The 15,419-nt window shown below is 65.2% G+C and carries 17 protein-coding genes and 1 tRNA gene; 9 read left to right on the forward strand and 9 right to left on the reverse strand.

Annotated elements, in window-relative coordinates; genetic code table 11:
- Nucleotides 1-50: 50 nt before the first annotated feature.
- The 7 genes from pxpB (at nucleotide 51) to pcp (ending at nucleotide 6,193) form a co-directional block, all read left to right on the forward strand.
- Nucleotides 51-698: a 5-oxoprolinase subunit PxpB gene (gene pxpB, locus ACS13N_RS03450; protein WP_438930366.1), complete on the forward strand. Its 648-nt coding sequence runs from the start codon at nucleotides 51-53 to the stop codon at nucleotides 696-698.
- Entirely contained in the window at nucleotides 695-1,780 is a 1,086-nt protein-coding gene (locus ACS13N_RS03455) for a biotin-dependent carboxyltransferase family protein (RefSeq protein WP_438930367.1), read from the forward strand. The genes pxpB and ACS13N_RS03455 overlap by 4 nt, the downstream gene beginning before the upstream one ends.
- Nucleotides 1,781-1,799: 19 nt before the next feature.
- A complete protein-coding gene (pxpA, locus tag ACS13N_RS03460) occupies nucleotides 1,800-2,543 on the forward strand; it encodes a 5-oxoprolinase subunit PxpA (protein WP_438930368.1) in 744 nt (247 codons plus the stop codon).
- A gap of 61 nt (nucleotides 2,544-2,604) precedes the next feature.
- Nucleotides 2,605-3,330 carry a DUF969 domain-containing protein gene (locus tag ACS13N_RS03465; protein ID WP_438930369.1) on the forward strand — a complete coding sequence of 242 codons (726 nt, stop codon included), beginning with the start codon at nucleotides 2,605-2,607 and terminating at the stop codon, nucleotides 3,328-3,330.
- Between the two features lie 3 nt (nucleotides 3,331-3,333).
- A complete protein-coding gene (locus tag ACS13N_RS03470; RefSeq protein WP_438930370.1) occupies nucleotides 3,334-4,290 on the forward strand; it encodes a DUF979 domain-containing protein in 957 nt (318 codons plus the stop codon).
- 143 nt (nucleotides 4,291-4,433) lie between these two features.
- Nucleotides 4,434-5,468: a TRAP transporter substrate-binding protein gene (locus ACS13N_RS03475; RefSeq protein ID WP_438930371.1), complete on the forward strand. Its 1,035-nt coding sequence runs from the start codon at nucleotides 4,434-4,436 to the stop codon at nucleotides 5,466-5,468.
- A gap of 77 nt (nucleotides 5,469-5,545) precedes the next feature.
- Complete coding sequence (gene pcp / locus ACS13N_RS03480) at nucleotides 5,546-6,193, forward strand: pyroglutamyl-peptidase I (RefSeq protein WP_438930372.1); 648 nt, start codon at nucleotides 5,546-5,548, stop codon at nucleotides 6,191-6,193.
- A 38-nt stretch (nucleotides 6,194-6,231) separates the two neighbouring features.
- On the opposite strand, the gene ACS13N_RS03485 is transcribed toward pcp, so the two are convergent.
- The 3 genes from ACS13N_RS03485 to ACS13N_RS03495 all read right to left on the reverse strand — a co-directional run bounded on the left by ACS13N_RS03485 (nucleotide 6,232) and on the right by ACS13N_RS03495 (nucleotide 8,680).
- Nucleotides 6,232-6,945, reverse strand: a complete 714-nt coding sequence (locus tag ACS13N_RS03485; protein WP_438930373.1) for a hypothetical protein — start codon at nucleotides 6,943-6,945, stop codon at nucleotides 6,232-6,234.
- Between the two features lie 186 nt (nucleotides 6,946-7,131).
- The gene (locus tag ACS13N_RS03490) at nucleotides 7,132-7,764 is read right to left on the reverse strand and encodes a DUF2968 domain-containing protein (RefSeq protein ID WP_438930374.1); all 633 of its coding nucleotides are present in this window, start codon (nucleotides 7,762-7,764) and stop codon (nucleotides 7,132-7,134) included.
- Between the two features lie 67 nt (nucleotides 7,765-7,831).
- On the reverse strand, nucleotides 7,832-8,680 hold the full coding sequence (locus ACS13N_RS03495) for an AraC family transcriptional regulator (RefSeq protein WP_438930375.1): 849 nt from the start codon (nucleotides 8,678-8,680) through the stop codon (nucleotides 7,832-7,834).
- A gap of 156 nt (nucleotides 8,681-8,836) precedes the next feature.
- On the opposite strand from ACS13N_RS03495, the gene ACS13N_RS03500 reads away from it, so the two are divergent.
- On the forward strand, nucleotides 8,837-9,277 hold the full coding sequence (locus ACS13N_RS03500) for a hypothetical protein (protein WP_438930376.1): 441 nt from the start codon (nucleotides 8,837-8,839) through the stop codon (nucleotides 9,275-9,277).
- Nucleotides 9,270-10,427, forward strand: a complete 1,158-nt coding sequence (locus tag ACS13N_RS03505; protein WP_438930377.1) for an FAD-dependent oxidoreductase — start codon at nucleotides 9,270-9,272, stop codon at nucleotides 10,425-10,427. Before ACS13N_RS03500 ends, ACS13N_RS03505 begins: the two co-directional genes overlap by 8 nt.
- A gap of 20 nt (nucleotides 10,428-10,447) precedes the next feature.
- On the opposite strand, the gene ACS13N_RS03510 is transcribed toward ACS13N_RS03505, so the two are convergent.
- The 6 genes from ACS13N_RS03510 to ACS13N_RS03535 form a co-directional block, all read right to left on the reverse strand.
- Nucleotides 10,448-10,537, reverse strand: a tRNA-Ser gene (locus ACS13N_RS03510).
- Between the two features lie 75 nt (nucleotides 10,538-10,612).
- A complete protein-coding gene (gene hemW, locus ACS13N_RS03515) occupies nucleotides 10,613-11,881 on the reverse strand; it encodes a radical SAM family heme chaperone HemW (RefSeq protein ID WP_438930378.1) in 1,269 nt (422 codons plus the stop codon).
- A 6-nt stretch (nucleotides 11,882-11,887) separates the two neighbouring features.
- Nucleotides 11,888-12,493 carry an RdgB/HAM1 family non-canonical purine NTP pyrophosphatase gene (gene rdgB / locus ACS13N_RS03520; RefSeq protein ID WP_438930379.1) on the reverse strand — a complete coding sequence of 202 codons (606 nt, stop codon included), beginning with the start codon at nucleotides 12,491-12,493 and terminating at the stop codon, nucleotides 11,888-11,890.
- 11 nt (nucleotides 12,494-12,504) lie between these two features.
- Nucleotides 12,505-13,227, reverse strand: coding sequence for a ribonuclease PH (gene rph, locus ACS13N_RS03525; RefSeq protein ID WP_438930380.1), 723 nt, complete (start codon nucleotides 13,225-13,227; stop codon nucleotides 12,505-12,507).
- Between the two features lie 95 nt (nucleotides 13,228-13,322).
- The gene (locus tag ACS13N_RS03530; protein ID WP_039597809.1) at nucleotides 13,323-14,237 is read right to left on the reverse strand and encodes a PP2C family protein-serine/threonine phosphatase; all 915 of its coding nucleotides are present in this window, start codon (nucleotides 14,235-14,237) and stop codon (nucleotides 13,323-13,325) included.
- A 108-nt stretch (nucleotides 14,238-14,345) separates the two neighbouring features.
- Nucleotides 14,346-15,371, reverse strand: a complete 1,026-nt coding sequence (locus tag ACS13N_RS03535) for a serine/threonine protein kinase (protein WP_438930381.1) — start codon at nucleotides 15,369-15,371, stop codon at nucleotides 14,346-14,348.
- Nucleotides 15,372-15,419 lie beyond the last annotated feature (48 nt).

Genomic DNA, 15,419 nt, shown 5'->3' on the forward strand with positions numbered 1-15,419 from the left:
GTTTTCATCCGCACGTCGCAACGAGCGTGCTTTCGAGACCGGGGGTTAAGTTGCAGTGCACGATTCACCGGCTGGGCGAACTGGCGCTGTTGTGCGAAGTGCCACCGCCGGCGACCCTGAATTGCCAGCAGCGTATCTGGGCCATGGCCTCGCGCGCGTCCAACTGGGCAGGCGTGATTGACGTGGTGCCCGGCATGAACAACCTCACGCTCGTGTTTGGCCCGATGGCCGACGCGCGCGTGCTCGAAACCCTGCTGCGCGAAGCGTGGGAGGACAGCGAAGCACTGGTGGCCGACGGCAAGCTGGTCGACATTGAAGTCGCCTATGGCGGTGACGATGGCCCCGACCTGCGTGACGTTGCCAAGCACACCGGCCTGACGCCTGCCGAAGTCGTGCGCCGCCACACCGCGCCTGAATACATCGTCTACTTCCTCGGTTTCCAGCCGGGCTTTGCCTATATGGGCGGCCTGGACAAATCGCTTGCCACGCCGCGCCGCGCGGAGCCCCGCATGGCCGTGCCTGCCGGCTCGGTTGGCATTGGCGGCGAGCAAACGGGCATCTACCCGGCCGCGTCCCCCGGCGGCTGGCAACTGCTTGGCCGCACGGATGCGGCGCTCTTCCTGCCGCAGCGCGATCCCCCCACGCTGCTGGCACCCGGAGACCGCATCCGTTTCGTTGCCTCGAAGGTGCGCACATGAGCCCCCGCCAATCCCAATCCGCTCAAGCCATGATCGAGATCGTGCGGGCCGGCGTGCTCGCATCCGTGCAGGATCTGGGCCGCACCGGTTATCGCCGCTTTGGCGTGTGCACGGCGGGTGCGCTCGACCCGCTGTCGCTGTATGTGGGCAACCGCTTGGTCGGCAACCGCAGTGATGCGGCCGGCATCGAGTTCACGCTCGGCAACGCGACGCTGCGCTTCCAGGCCAACGGCCTGATCGCACTGACGGGCGCCGATTGCCGTGCCACGCTGGACGGCACGCCCGTGCACGCTTGGCGCGCCATCCCCGTGCAGCGCGGCCAGACGCTGACCTTGCGTGTGGCGCAGGGCGGCGTGCGTGCGTACCTGTGTGTAGCCGGCGGCATCGATGTGCCGGAGATGATGGGTTCGCGCAGCACTGACCTGAAGGCGGGCTTTGGCGGCTTTGAAGGCCGCCCGCTCAAGGACGGCGACAGGCTGCCCGTATTGCCCGCCGATACCTCGCACGCCCCCGACATCAGCAAGGACGCCGTTGCCGTGAAGGCCGCGCGCTGGACGTTCGACCGCACGCAAGGCAGCGGTGAGTCCATGCGCCCAGTGATACGCGTGCTGCCGGGGCCGGAATACGACGACTACCTGGCCGACGCGCAAGCCGCGTTCTGGGAATCGGACTGGACGCTCACCCCCAACAGCAACCGCATGGGCTTCCGCCTGCAAGGGCCGGAACTCAAGCGCAAGAAGCAGCAGAGCGGCGATCTGCTCTCGCACGGCGTGGTGCCGGGCGTGATCCAGGTGCCGCCATCGGGCCAGCCCATCGTGCTGATGGCCGACGCGCAGACCACCGGTGGCTACCCCAAGATCGGCAGTGTCATCCTGGCCGATCAATGGCGCCTGGCGCAGATTCCACTGGGCACGCGCATCCGCTTCGAGCGCGTGACGCTGGAAGAGGCCGAAGCCGCGCGCGCAGAGGTGACGCGCTATCTGCAGCAAATCGAAACCGCGCTGGATTGGCAGCGCCAGGGCATTCTGTCGACCGCGCGGCGTACCGCCAAAACGCTACCCAGCGCGCGACTGAATGCCTGAAGCATCGGAAGACAACATCATGACCACGATTGATCTGAACGCCGACCTCGGCGAGGGTTGCGACAACGACGAGGCGCTGCTTGCGCTGGTGAGCTCTGCCAATATCGCCTGCGGCTGGCACGCTGGCGACGTCAACACGATGCGCCAGACCACCGCGTGGGCACTGCGCGAAGGCGTGTCGATCGGCGCGCATCCGAGCTTTCCGGATCGCGAGAACTTTGGCCGCACCGAGATGCACCTGCCTCCGGACGAGATCTACGCCGGCGTGCTGTTCCAGATCGGCGGCCTGTCGGCCATCGTGCGTGCGCAGGGCGGCAAGCTGGCCCACGTGAAGGCGCACGGCGCGCTGTACAACCAGGCCTCGCGTGACCGCCCGCTGGCGGCAGCGATCGTGCGCGCGGTGCGTGATTTCGATCCTTCGCTGGTGGTGTTTGGTCTTGCCGGCGGTGAGCTGGTCAAGGCCGCGCGCGAGCTGGGCCTGCAAGCCAAGGAAGAAGTGTTTGCTGATCGCGGTTACAACGCCGACGGCTCGCTCGTCAAACGCGGCACGCCCGGCGCACTGATCGACGACGAAGCCGCTGCACTCGACCAGACGCTGACCATGGTGCGCGAACAGCGCGTGAAGGCGATTGATGGCACGTGGGTTCCAATCCACGCGCAAACTGTTTGTTTGCACGGCGACGGCGCACACGCGCTGGCGTTCGCGCGACGCATCCGGGAACGGCTCGGCAGCGAAGGGATCGCTGTCGGCGCCGGTGCCTGAAGCACGCCCCGCACCTTCCATGCGGGGCTTTTTTTAGCAACTTGGGGGGAGGAAACACCACATGAGTACGGCAGTGAATCTATGGCCGCTGATCGGGGTGGTCGTCATCATCGCGGGGTTCGTCCTGCGATTTAATCCGATGCTGGTGGTGGCCGTGGCCGCCATCGCCACCGGTTTTGCGGCATCGATGTCCATTGACCAAATCCTGACGGCGATCGGGACGGGCATTATCAAAACGCGCACGTTGCCGCTGATCATCCTGCTGCCGCTGGCAGTGGTGGGGCTGCTCGAGCGCCACGGCCTGCGTGAACACGCGCAGAACTGGATCGCGCGCATTCAATCGGCCACGGTGGGTCGTCTGCTGATCGTCTACCTCGCCGTGCGCGAGCTGACGGCTGCGGCAGGCCTGACCAGCCTCGGCGGCCATCCGCAAATGGTGCGTCCGCTGCTGGCCCCGATGGCCGAAGGCGCTGCCGAGAACCGCTTCGGCAAGCTGCCGGCACCGGTGCGTGAGCGCCTGCTGGCGTTCTGCGCCGCGACCGACAACGTCGGCCTGTTCTTCGGCGAAGACATTTTCGTGGCCTTCGGCGCCATCGCGCTGATGCACACGTTCCTGCTCGGCTCGGGCATTGACGTGGAGCCGCTGCACATTGCCGTGTGGGGGATCCCGACCGCGGTCTGCGCGTTCCTGATCCATGCCGTGCGCCTCAAGCGCCTGGACGGCTGGCTGGCCCGTGAGATGGGCGCTGCTGGTAACACCAACACGGCCGCGGCCAAGCAGGGGTAAGCCATGATTCTGTCGATCAACTATCTGTACTGGCTGGCCGGGATCATCCTGACGATTACCGCGCTGATGACCTTTGCCGACAAGGACCACCCGCGTCGCTGGACCACGGGCCTGTTCTGGGCGATCTTCGCCGTGATCTTCCTGGTCGGCGACAAGATTCCGCCGATCGTGGTGGGCGCGGGCGCCGTGGTGATGGCGCTGCTGGCTGGCATGGGCGGCGTGACGCTGGGCAAGCATGGCGAACTGCCGGTGGAAGAACGCCGCGCATCGGCCAAGCGCCTGGGCAACCGTCTCTTCATTCCGGCGCTGACCATTCCGGTGGTCACCGTCATTGGCAGCGTGTTCCTGAAGGACATCAAGATCGGCGGCGATCTGCTGCTGGACCCGAAGAACCAGACCTTCGTCTCGCTGGGCCTGGGCTGCATCATCTCGCTCGCGCTGGCTTGCTGGTTGACGCGTGATACGCCGGTGCAAGCCATGCGTGAATCGCGCCGGCTGACGGAATCGCTTGGCTGGGCGCTGGTGCTGCCGCAGATGCTGGCCATGCTGGGCCTGGTCTTTGCCGACGCGGGTGTGGGCAAGGCCGTGGCGCACCTGACCACCGCTTACATCAACATGGACTATCGCCTGGTTGCGGTGATCGTCTACTGCGTGGGCATGGCGCTGTTTACCGTCATCATGGGCAATGGCTTTGCGGCCTTCCCGGTCATGACGGGCGGCGTGGGGGTGCCGATCCTGGTGGGCGTGTTCCATGCCAACCCGGCGGTCATGGCGGCCATCGGCATGTTCTCGGGCTACTGCGGCACGCTGCTGACCCCGATGGCGGCCAACTTCAACGTCGTGCCGGCCGCACTGCTGGAACTGTCCGATAAGAACGCTGTGATCAAAGCGCAAGTCCCGACCGCGCTACTGTTGCTTGCAGCCAATATCGTGTTGCTCTACTTCCTGATGCTGCACTAATCGTGTCTAATGCATCGCGTGCGGTGTGCGTCACGTCGGCGGATCGGTTGTCGGCGTGCGCCACCCAACGTGATCGCCGCCCGGGGAGGGTATCGGGGTGTGCGGTCGTCGACCTCGCATCGCGCTCTTCTCCGGGGGGATTCATGAGCAGCCAGATGACGAGCGGCCGTTCCGTGTCGGGACGCCGCTTCCTTAGTGTTCTTGCAGCCAGCGCTCTGTCGCTGATCTCGCTGACGTCTGTTACGCAGGCGCACGCCGAAACGTTCCGCGTGGCCACGCCGTATCCGGCCGTCAATTTCCATACGCAAAACCTGCAGGCCTTTGCCAGCGCCGTGAACACGGCCACCAACGGCAGCCTCAAGTTCGAAGTGTCCCCGAACGGCACGCTGCTAAAGGCCGCCGCGATCTTTGACGGCGTCAAAGACGGTAAGGCTGAAGCGGGCGAGGTGATGCTCTCCACACTGGCCCAGCGCGATCCGCTGTTCGGTGTGGATTCGATTCCCTTCGTGGTCTCGGGCTACAACGACGCGCGCCTGCTGTGGGATGCCTCGCGCAGCCGCATTGAGGCGCTGATGAAGGCCAATGGCCTGCGCTTGCTGTACGCCGTGCCCTGGCCACCGCAGAACCTGTATTCCGAAACGCCGATTTCCCGATTGTCTGACCTGAAGGGCCATCGTTTGCGCACGTACAACGCCGCGCAAAAACGCATCGCTGAGCTGTACGGTGCGCAGGCTGTGCAGGTGGAGGCAGCCGACCTGGCCGCCGCCATCGGCGCCGGGCGTATCGACACGATGGTCACCTCGCCGTCGACCGGTCTGGAAACCAAGGCCGGCCAGCGCCTGACCTACTACTACAAGGTCAACGCGTGGATTCCGAAGAACGCCGTGTTCGTCAATGAAGCGCGTTTTGCCAAGCTGCCGCCCGCCACCCAGCAGACCGTGTTGAAGCTGGCCAAGGACTACGAGGCGCGCGGTTGGGATTCGAGCCGCCAGACCTACGAGCGCGATGAAGCCGAACTCGCCAAGAGCGGCGTGCGCGTGCTCAACCCCGACGTGAACCTGCAGGGCGACATGCGCCGCCTGGGCGAGCGTCTGACACGCGAATGGCTGCATACGGCGGGCACGGAAGAAGTCGACATCCTGTTGAACTTCGAGAACAAGCGCAGCAAGGCGAACTGACGCCAACGCGCACTTGGGCATGATGTTCGACAGACGTTTATCATCGTTTTTGTCTTACGTAGTTGCAGGAGAACGTCATGCCTACCGTCCTCGTCACCGGTTTTGATCCGTTCGAGAACGAGCCCCTCAACCCGTCGTGGGAAGCCGTGCGCACGCTCGACGGTCAGGGGATCGCTGGCGCCGAGATCATCGCGCGCCAGTTGCCGACCATCTTTGGCGAATCCAACAAGGTGCTCGGCAAGCTGCTGCAGACGCTGCAGCCGGATGTGGTGATCGCCGTGGGCCAGGCCGGCGGCCGGTCCGAGATGGCCATCGAGCGCATCGCCATCAACGTGGACGATGCGCGCATTGCCGACAACGCTGGCAAGCAGCCCATCGACATCGCCATCGCAAGTGATGGGCCGGCGGCGTATTTTTCGACCCTGCCGATCAAGACCATCGTGCGCGAACTGCGCGCGGGCGGTGTTCCCGCGTCGGTCTCACAGACGGCGGGAACCTTCGTCTGCAACCACGTCTTCTATGGGCTGATGCATGTCATCGCCCGTCACAAGCTGCCCACGCGTGGCGGCTTCATCCACATCCCGTATCTGCCGTCGCAGGCGGCCAAGCATCCGGGGCAGCCGAGCATGGCGCATGACACGATTGTCGCCGGGCTGCGCATCGCCATCGAGACGACGCTGCGCACGCTGCACGACGTACGCGAAACGGGCGGCCAACTGCACTAGGCAGCCGCCGCCCGTTTGGGGTGGTGGAGCATGCCGGATCAGTCGGTCAGGCGCGTGTGGCGTTGCAGTTCGATATGCGCCGAAGTCCCCGGTGTGACAAAGCCGGAGGTGGCCGGCGTCGCATCGTCCAGTGCACCGTAGCTTTCGATCGCCACCGGCGCATCGTAGGTCCTGGCGGCCGGTCGCGCCGGGGTCACCGGTGCTGCCGTACGGCCGGCACCACGCGCAAGCGTACGCGGCTTGGTGGCCGTCGCCAGTGGCTTGGAGAGGGCGGGTGCGGGCGCCGCTTGCGTCTGCGGTGTAGCCGCCGCGGTGACAGCAGGTACGGCCTCGGTCTTACCCGCTGCGGCTTCAAGCCTGTCCGCTGTTGCGCCGGCAGCGACGGCCGGTGCGGTGTCCGTTGCAAACACTTCCGGTGATGCGCTTGGCGTGGGCACCTGCGCGATGGCAGCGTGCTGCACCTGGTCGACGTGAGGTAGGGGGTGCTGACGCTTGCCTGTATGCAAGCCGATCAGCGCCGCGACCGCTGTGCACGCCACCCCGATAGCGACCACCGTCAAACGCTGGCGCCATCGGGCACGTAGCGCATGGCGCTCGACTGCAGCTGTGGCTAACCGAGCCTCGTCTTCTACGCGAGCCAGCGTGGCGTGGATCGCCCGCACCGCGTCACGCCGCGTGCCAAACGGCGGTGGCACGCGCACGAAGCCCGGCAGGCCCAGGTCGCCGTCGATGGTGAAGTTGAGAGAATCCACGCCCGCCTCCGCTGATAGCCGCAGAGGGCGCACTGGCCGCTTGCGGGAACAGTCGACATGCTAAGAGCCTGTCGGGAGGCGGTCGATCAGACTTATCCTAAATCTGTTGCGTACTGTGTCGGCGACAGGGCGGCCGCCAGCCCGCGGCATGTGTACCGCAGGCTAGGGAAAACGGAGTCGGGGGTCTTACTGAGCGGGCGTCCAGCCAGGATCGTTGAGCTGTTTTTCCAGCAGACGAATCTGCCGTTGCAGCGAGTCAACCTGTGCCTTGTAGGCACGGCGCTCGACGTCCAGCGCCTGGGTTTGCTGGCGCACCGTCTGCTGTTCTTCCAGCATCTTCTGGCGCTGCGCTTGCATGATGCGGACTTCCTGGCCGAGCGAGGCGGCACGTTGCTCTGCGGCCTGAGCTTCGCGTTCGAGCTGGGCCTTCTGGCCGGCGGTGACGGCGCGGCGCAGGTCATCTTCGGCCCAGACACGAGTCTGGCGCGCCAGGGTGTCGTATGCGCCTTCGGCCGGTGCTACCGACGCGAACTTGTACACGCGCCACAATTCTTTGCGATACGACAGCGCGACGTAGGCGGTGGTGTCTTCGTTGACCAGCAGCAGGCTCGTGCCGTAGTCGCCGTTATAGGTGGTGCGCAGTTCGGTCAGGCGCTTCTGCGCCAGGAGCTGCTGCAGCTCGGCCACGGTGCCGGCAGAGGCAGCCGTGACGGCGGCCGGCGCTTGCGGTGCCGCAGTTTGGGCATGGGCCAATCCGGTGCCTGCAACTGCAGTTGCGGCAGCAAACATGAGAACGGTTCGGCGGAAGACGAGAGACATCGCAAGAATCAGAAATCGGAGCCGGTGCGACTATATCAGCTTTGCCTGCGGATTCCGGTGGGATCAGTTACGCATCGTCAGCGGATGCGGCAGCAGACAATTCGCGTCGTCCGAAGTAGCGCGCGGGGGATTGCCCAAAGTACTGCCGGAACATGGCGATGAAGTTGCTGGGCGTGGCGTAACCCAGTGCGTCAGCTACGTTGGCAACCGGTTCACCGGCGGCCAGACGTTCGAGCGCATGTACCAGCCTAGCCTGGCGGCGCCATTGTGCGAAGCCGATACCGGTTTCCGCCAGGAACAGCCGGTTGACCGTGCGTGGCGACACGCCGGCCCATTCTGCCCAGGCTTCCAGCGTGCGCGTGTCACCTGGGGCGTCGACAAGACTTTGCGCGATGCGTGCCAGGCGCCGATCGGTGGGCAGCGGTAGGTGCAGCGGCTCACGCGGGGCGTGGCGCAGCTCGTCGAGCAGCACCGCGGCGATACGCTGGCATTCCGGTGTCAGGAGGTCGTCCACCGGCCAGGTGACGGCGCGGCGCACAAGCGCGCGCATGACGTCGCTGATGCCCACGACGCACGGCCGGTCGGGCAGATCGGCGCAGCACGCGGGCGCGACCAGCACGAACCAGCCGCTCATCACACCGCTGATGGTGGCGCTGTGCATCTCCCCGGGTGGAATCCAGCCGGCGCGATGCGGTGGCAGGATCCACGAGCCATGGCGTGTACGCACGTGCATCAGGCCGCTGTCCACACAGAAGATCTGGCCGCGCAGATGGCTATGCCAGTCGACTTCACGCGTGCCGAACTGGAGCCGGTCGTTGCTCTCGGCGGTACCCACCACGGCGACGATCTCCGGGCCGTCGGTGCGTTCGCTGAAGGCCTTGAGGGTGATCAGCTCGGCCATGGGGCGGGCTGGCATGGCGTCGCTGGAGCGGGGCTGGGCACGCATGTTCGGTTGGCGAGTTTTCAATAGTTTCTGTCCAAACCACGTTATCACGTCTTTGCTGCGCTGCGCGATAGTGACCCCACGGCCCACAGGGGCCACTCATGTACCGCAATCCCAGCAGGGGGAAACATGGCAGAAACATTGGACACATTCCGCATCTACGACATCTCGGCATGGCCGATCGTGATGCTGCGCAGTGGCGCCCAGGCGCCCGGGTATGCGCCGCAGTGGGCGCGTGAGATGGACGCATTGCTGGCGCGCAGCCAGCCGTTTGTGGTGATCCACGGCGTTCAGCAGGCAGACGAGGCGCACGAAGATCGCCGGTTGCGCGCCATCTGGCTGAAGGAGAACAAGGCACCGCTGGCCGCACAGTGCCGTGCGCTGGTGCACGTCGAGCCCGATCCTGTGCAGCGGCTGGCCGTGCGTGCGCAGGCGGTGATCGCTGTGCAGGCGTTCAAGGTGCCGATGGTGGTCGTCGCCAGTTTTGACGTGGCCCTGGATGTCGCCCGACGCGCGCTGGGTGAGGGTTCCGATCAATCGATGCCGTTTGCGGAGTGGGCCGATGTCTGAACCATTGCATGTGACCATCATTGGTGCGGGACTGGGGGGACTGTGTCTCGCACAGGGGCTGCGCCGCCGCGGCATCGCTTTCGACGTGTTCGAGCGCGATGCCGCCATGGGCAGCCGTCCGCAGGGTTATCGCATCCGCATCGATGCCGCTGGGCAGCGGGCGCTGGAGGCCTGCCTGCCGCCGGCGCGCTACACGTTGTTCCGCAAGACGTGCGCCGTGCCGGCGCGCTGCGTGAATCTGCTTGATCCGCATCTGCGCCCTGTTGGCGGCCGCTGGGTCGAGTCGTGGCGTGATGACGATGCTGACGAGCCAGCAGACCTGAATGCCCATCGCCAGACCTTGCGCGAGGTGCTGTTCGACGGCATCGGCAAGTGGGTGCACTTCGGGCACGGGCATGTTCGCCACCGGCTGCGCGAAGACGGGCGCATCGAGGTGACGTTCGGCGACGGTTCTATGCTTGTCACCGACGTGCTGGTCGGCGCCGATGGCGTGCACTCAGGCGTGCGTGCGCAGCGGCTGCCGGAGGCTGAACCCGTATTGACCGACGCCTCCGTCATTTACGGCAAGACGTATCTGACGCCCGCCGCGCTGGCGCGCATCGACGATCAGTTGCTGGGAAATACGACGATCGTCTTTGGCGATGCGCAGGCGGTGATCATCGATGCCATGCGTTTTGCCGTGTCGCCTGCGCAGCTCCAGGCCGGGCTGAGCGACGTGGAGCCGTATTTGTACTGGGCGGTAATTGCACAGAACCATCGGCTGGGTGTGGGGGGCAGTGCCGATGCGTGCATCGCCGCGCTCTCCCTAGGCTGGGCGCGGGGGCTGCGTGCGCTGTTTGCCTACGGGGATGCGACTGCGACCGTCATGCTGCCGGTGCGCGCCACGCAGCCTTTGGCACCATGGGCCAGCAGCCGCGTCACCCTGCTTGGCGATGCAATTCACGCGATGAGCCCTGCAGGGGGCCTGGGCGCCAACACGGCCCTGGCGGACGCGGCCAATCTGGCGGCGTGGCTGGGTGAGGTGCGGCAGAGACGCGTGGGGCTCGATGCGGCAATCGCCGGTTACGAGGCCGTGCTGCGAGAGACGACTGCCCGCGCGATTGAGGCATCGCGAAAAGGCACAGATGTGCTGCTCGGGGCGGTGGCTTGAAAGGGAGGTGGAAAAGAGACTGGCGGAAGCGGTGAGATTCGAACTCACGGATGGGTCACCCCATCGGCAGTTTTCAAGACTGCTGCCTTAAACCACTCGGCCACGCTTCCTTGGGACTTCCATGCACGTTGCGCGCAAGGCCGCCATTGTAACGGTACCCGGCGCAACTTGGCACCGGGTAACCGTTAGTTTTCGTCGTCGGCCAAGAACAATTCCTGCAGATCGTTCAGGAATCGCTGTCCCAACTCGGTTGGGCGGATCGCCACATGGTCGCGCGAGAGCAGGCCGCGTTGTTCAGCGGCATCGAGTTCGCGCTCGATCGTGCGAAGCGGCAGGCCGGTGCGTTCCTGGAACAGCGTGACCGGGAAACCTTCCGTCAGCCGCAGCGCGTTGAGCATGAACTCGAACGGCAGATCAGCCGCGTCGACTTCGCGCTGCTCCTGGACGACCGCTGCGCCACCTGCGCTTTCGGCCTGGCGCAGATACGTGTCCGGATGCTTGTGCCGCATCTCGCGGATGACCCGGTGCGGAAAGCTCAGCTTGCCGTGCGCGCCCGGCCCGATGCCGAGGTAGTCGCCGAACTGCCAGTAGTTCAGGTTGTGCTTGCAGCGCTTGCCCGCCTTGGCGTACGCAGACACCTCGTAGTGCTCGTATCCCGCTGCTGCGAGGCGTGCGTGAATCCAGTCCTGCATCGCAAACGCCGTGTCGTCATCCGGCAGCGCGGGCGGGTACTTGGCGAAGTACGTGTTCGGCTCCAGCGTCAGGTGGTACAGCGACACGTGGTTGGTATCGAACGACAGCGCGGCTTCCACATCGGCCTCGCACTCGGCGAGTGTCTGGCCGGGCAGGGCAAACATCAGATCGAGGTTGATGTTGTCGAAGTGCGCGCGGGCGATGTCGATGGCCGCACGCGCTTCGGCGGCGCTGTGGATACGGCCGAGCGCCTGCAAGTGCGCGTCGTTGAAGCTCTGGATGCCAATCGACAGGCGGTTCACGCCGCTGGCGCGGTAGCTGCGGAAGCGCTCGGCTTCGAACGTGCCAGGGTTCGCTTCCATCGTGATCTCGGCGTCGGCATCGACGGGCAGCAGCATGCGGATGTCCGACAGCAGCCGGTCTAGCCCCTGCGCCGATAACAAACTGGGTGTGCCGCCGCCGATGAAGATCGTATGCACATGACGGCCCCAGACCATCGGCAGGGCTGCCTCTAGGTCCTGCCGCACGGCCGCGAGAAAACGTTCTTCCGGAATGCCCTGATCGGGTTCCGCATGCGAGTTGAAATCGCAGTACGGGCACTTGCGCACGCACCATGGCACGTGCACGTACAGAGACAGCGGCGGCGAGCCTGGCAAGCTGATCTTGCCCGGCTGTAGGAAGACGGAGGTGACTTTGTCACCGGTCTCAGCAGCGGTTGCGGAAGGCATCTTGGCTGCGCCGGCAGGGTGAATCGGGATCATCGAAACTCAGGCGTTCTCAAACAGGCGCAGCCGCTCGACCAGTTGCGCGAGCGCTTGTGCGCGATGGCTCACACTGTTCTTTTCCGCTTTGGACAACTCAGCGGCAGTCTTGCCGAGATCGGGCAGCAGGAAATATGGGTCGTAGCCGAAGCCGCCGTCGCCGCGCGGTGCGTCGATCACCTCGCCGAACCAGTTGCCCTCGGCGATGATGGGCTGCGGATCATCGGCGTGGCGGACGTAGACCAGTACGCAAACATAGTGTGCGCCGCGGTTGACCTTGCCAGCCAGTTCGCGCACGAGGCGAGCGTTGTTGGCGGCGTCCGATTTCTCTTCGCCGGCCAGTTGCGCATAGCGCGCGGAGTACACGCCCGGCGCGCCATCCAGCGCGTGCACGCAGATGCCGGAATCGTCTGCCAGTGCGGGCAGGCCCGAAGCACGGCTCGCGTGGCGCGCCTTGGTGAGCGCGTTTTCGACGAAGGTCGCGTAGGGCTCCTCCGCCTCGGGAATGCCGAGCGCGCCCTGCGGCGTCACGTCGAACCCGAGGGGCGCGAGCAGTGCATTGAACTCCGTCAGCTTGCCGGCGTTATTGGAAGCGAGAACGATCTTGCGCATGGCGACCTTGCTCACAGGCCCAGCGCCTGTTTCTGCAGGCCGATCAGCGTGCGGATGCCCTGGTCGGCCAGGCCCAGCAGCGCGTCCATCTCGGCGCGCGTGAAGGGCGTGCCTTCAGCCGTGCCTTGCACTTCCACAAAGCCGCCGCTGCCGGTCATGACGACGTTCATGTCGGTGTCGCAGGCGGAGTCTTCCGGGTAGTCCAGATCGAGCACCGGCACGCCGTCGACCACGCCCACCGACACCGCAGCGACGAAGTCGCGTATCGGCTGTGCGCCCTCGGGCAACTGGCCCTTTGCGCGCATGGCAGAGATGGCGTCATGCGCCGCCACGAATGCACCGGTGATGCTGGCTGTTCGCGTGCCGCCGTCCGCTTGCAGCACGTCGCAGTCGAGGTGGATCGTGTATTCGCCCAGCGCGGCCAGATCGAACACCGAGCGCATCGCGCGGCCGATCAGGCGCTGGATTTCCTGCGTGCGGCCGGTTTGCTTGCCGCGTGCGGCTTCGCGGTCGGAGCGCGTGTGCGTCGAGCGCGGCAGCATGCCGTATTCGGCGGTCACCCAGCCTTCGCCGCTGCCTTTTTTGTGCGGCGGCACCTTGGGCAGCACGCTGGCCGTGCAGAGCACCTGGGTGTCGCCAAAGCACACCAGCACCGAGCCTTCGGCGTGGCGCGTGAAGTGGCGGGTGAGGGTGACGGGGCGGAGTTGGTCGGGCTGACGGCCGCTGGGACGCATGTGGGGGTCTCGCTTGAGAAAACGGATAGCCCGACATGATACCGGCCCGCGCTGCGCTCGGCAGGGCGGGCCGGTTGAGGACGGCTCGGAGACGCTCAGCGCGTCAGATTGCTGGTCTTGTCGATGGCGGCACGGATCTCGGCGATGGAGCGCTCGATCTCCTCTTCCGACATCAGGCCCGATTCACCGCTGGGTGCATCCAGGATAGACGTGGTGAAGGCGTTCAGCGGCAGGGTGTCGGTCTGCACCGAATCCTGCGTGGTGGTCACCGCGTCCAGCTCCCACATCATGGCGATGGCGGTGGTGTTGTCAGCGGTGTCGCCGGCATTGCGCAGCGCGCGGGCGATCAGTTCCGGAATTGCCTGCGTGACCGAGAAGCTCGTGCAGGTGTCGACCAGTTCGTCTTCCTGCACGCTGCCCCACAGGCCGTCGGAGCAGAGCATGGCGACGTCGCCCGGCTCCAGGTTGGTCGGGCCGCCAATGTCGATCAGCGGCAGGTTGGGCGAGCCCAGGCAGTTGTAGATCTTGTTGCGCTCAGGGTGGTTGGCTACCTGCATTGGCAGCACGCGGTCCTGCTGCAGCAGGTTCTCGATCTTGGAGTGATCGCGTGTGCGCGTCACCAGTTCGCCCTTGCGCATCAGGTACATGCGCGAATCACCCGCGTGCGCCCAATGCAGCGAGCCGCGCTGCGCCAGCGCGCAGACGATAGTGGTTCGCGGCGCATCCGGCAGGCCGTTGGTTTCGGCATAGCGGTGGATGTCGCGGTGCGCGAGCATGATGCTCTCGTGCAGGAAGTCGTGCGGATTGCGGATCGACGGGCGTGCGTGACGCTGGAACTGGCGTGCCATGGTCTGCAGCGCCTGTTGGGCTGCGACTTCGCCCAGCGAGTGTCCACCCAGGCCATCGCACAGCACCATCAGCATGGCATCGCGCGTGAAGCAGTACCCCATGCGGTCCTGGTTGACGCGTCGAGCGCCTTTTTTGCTTTCTTGATAGACCGAGAATCGCATTGCGGCTATTGAGTATTCGGTGAGGGTATTTGGTGTGACGGCTGGTCCCGACGATCAGCGCTGCACCGTTTTGGAATCATACTCCGCCTACAGCGGGCAACTGCGTGCTCAACTGTCCCGGCGGCGCAACAGGCGGCTCATGAAACGCGTCGTCAACGCCTCTTTTTCTTCCGGCACTGGGCCGCCCTGGGTGACGGCGGTCAGGGCTTGCAGCTCGGTCAGCGCGTTGCTTTCTTCACGCAGTACCTTCTGCAGGCGGAACACGCTCTGCGGGCGCTCTTCCGGCTTCATCTTCAGGCACCAGCCAACCAGATCGATCAGGCTGGCCGTGTAGACCTTGCGCAGGCGCTCCAGGCCTTCCTCCAGTTTGTCGTCCTTCTCGCGCTGCGTGGCTTCCTGCGGCGGCGTGCCGGCCATGCAGGCATAGATGGTCGCGCCGATGCTGTAGATGTCCGTCCACGGGCCCAGCTCGTTGTGCTTGCGGTACAGCTCCGGTGCAGCAAAACCCGGCGTGTACATCGGCTGGAAGCGTGAGGCCTCTGCGGTGAGCGTCTGCCGCGCGGCGCCAAAGTCGAGCAGGATCGGCGAATGGTCTTCGCGCAGGTAGATGTTGCCCGGCTTGATGTCGAGGTGCAGCAGCTTGTGGATATGGACTTCGCGCAGGCCGCTCATCAGGTCATGGAAGACCTGACGGATGAAGCGCTCGCGCAGCATCTTGAGCTTGCCTTGCTGGCGCGCGTTGAGGATGTGCTCCTGCAGCGTTTTGCCCTGCTCGTACGTCATCACCATGTAGACGGTGCCGTTTTCCCGGAAGAAATTGAGCACGCGCACGATGGCGGGGTGAGAAATGCGGGCGAGCGAGCGGCCTTCTTCAAAGAAGTACTTGAGCCCGAGACGGAACGCGCTCGCGCTTTCTTCCGGCACGACGGGAATCAACTCGCCGGGCGAGCGACGGGCCAGCGAAGACGGCAGATATTCCTTCACGGCCACCGGCGTCCCATGCTCGTCGGTGGCGAGATAGACGAAGCTGAACCCCCCGCTGGCCAACTTCTTTACAATACGGTAATTGGACAGCAGGGTGCCGACCGGCAACGGTGCACTGCGTGGCTGTCCTGAGCCTTTTGACTCTGTCATGGGTTTGTGTGGCGAAATGGCTGTCGGATTTTCCCTGACCCGTCCACA

This window comes from Ralstonia sp. 24A2, assembly GCF_051783885.1.
Lineage (GTDB): Bacteria > Pseudomonadota > Gammaproteobacteria > Burkholderiales > Burkholderiaceae > Ralstonia.

Bases quoted from the DNA above. Each gene is read 5' to 3' on its own strand.
- ACS13N_RS03455 (WP_438930367.1), top strand. From the start codon at position 695: ATGAGCCCCCGCCAATCCCAATCCGCTCAAGCCATGATCGAGATCGTG.
- pxpA (WP_438930368.1), top strand. From the start codon at position 1,800: ATGACCACGATTGATCTGAACGCCGACCTCGGCGAGGGTTGCGACAAC.
- ACS13N_RS03465 (WP_438930369.1), top strand. From the start codon at position 2,605: ATGAGTACGGCAGTGAATCTATGGCCGCTGATCGGGGTGGTCGTCATC.
- ACS13N_RS03470 (WP_438930370.1), top strand. From the start codon at position 3,334: ATGATTCTGTCGATCAACTATCTGTACTGGCTGGCCGGGATCATCCTG.
- ACS13N_RS03475 (WP_438930371.1), top strand. From the start codon at position 4,434: ATGAGCAGCCAGATGACGAGCGGCCGTTCCGTGTCGGGACGCCGCTTC.
- pcp (WP_438930372.1), top strand. From the start codon at position 5,546: ATGCCTACCGTCCTCGTCACCGGTTTTGATCCGTTCGAGAACGAGCCC.
- ACS13N_RS03490 (WP_438930374.1), bottom strand. From the start codon at position 7,764: ATGTCTCTCGTCTTCCGCCGAACCGTTCTCATGTTTGCTGCCGCAACT.
- ACS13N_RS03495 (WP_438930375.1), bottom strand. From the start codon at position 8,680: ATGCCAGCCCGCCCCATGGCCGAGCTGATCACCCTCAAGGCCTTCAGC.
- ACS13N_RS03500 (WP_438930376.1), top strand. From the start codon at position 8,837: ATGGCAGAAACATTGGACACATTCCGCATCTACGACATCTCGGCATGG.
- ACS13N_RS03505 (WP_438930377.1), top strand. From the start codon at position 9,270: ATGTCTGAACCATTGCATGTGACCATCATTGGTGCGGGACTGGGGGGA.
- hemW (WP_438930378.1), bottom strand. From the start codon at position 11,881: ATGATCCCGATTCACCCTGCCGGCGCAGCCAAGATGCCTTCCGCAACC.
- rdgB (WP_438930379.1), bottom strand. From the start codon at position 12,493: ATGCGCAAGATCGTTCTCGCTTCCAATAACGCCGGCAAGCTGACGGAG.
- rph (WP_438930380.1), bottom strand. From the start codon at position 13,227: ATGCGTCCCAGCGGCCGTCAGCCCGACCAACTCCGCCCCGTCACCCTC.
- ACS13N_RS03530 (WP_039597809.1), bottom strand. From the start codon at position 14,237: ATGCGATTCTCGGTCTATCAAGAAAGCAAAAAAGGCGCTCGACGCGTC.
- ACS13N_RS03535 (WP_438930381.1), bottom strand. From the start codon at position 15,371: ATGACAGAGTCAAAAGGCTCAGGACAGCCACGCAGTGCACCGTTGCCG.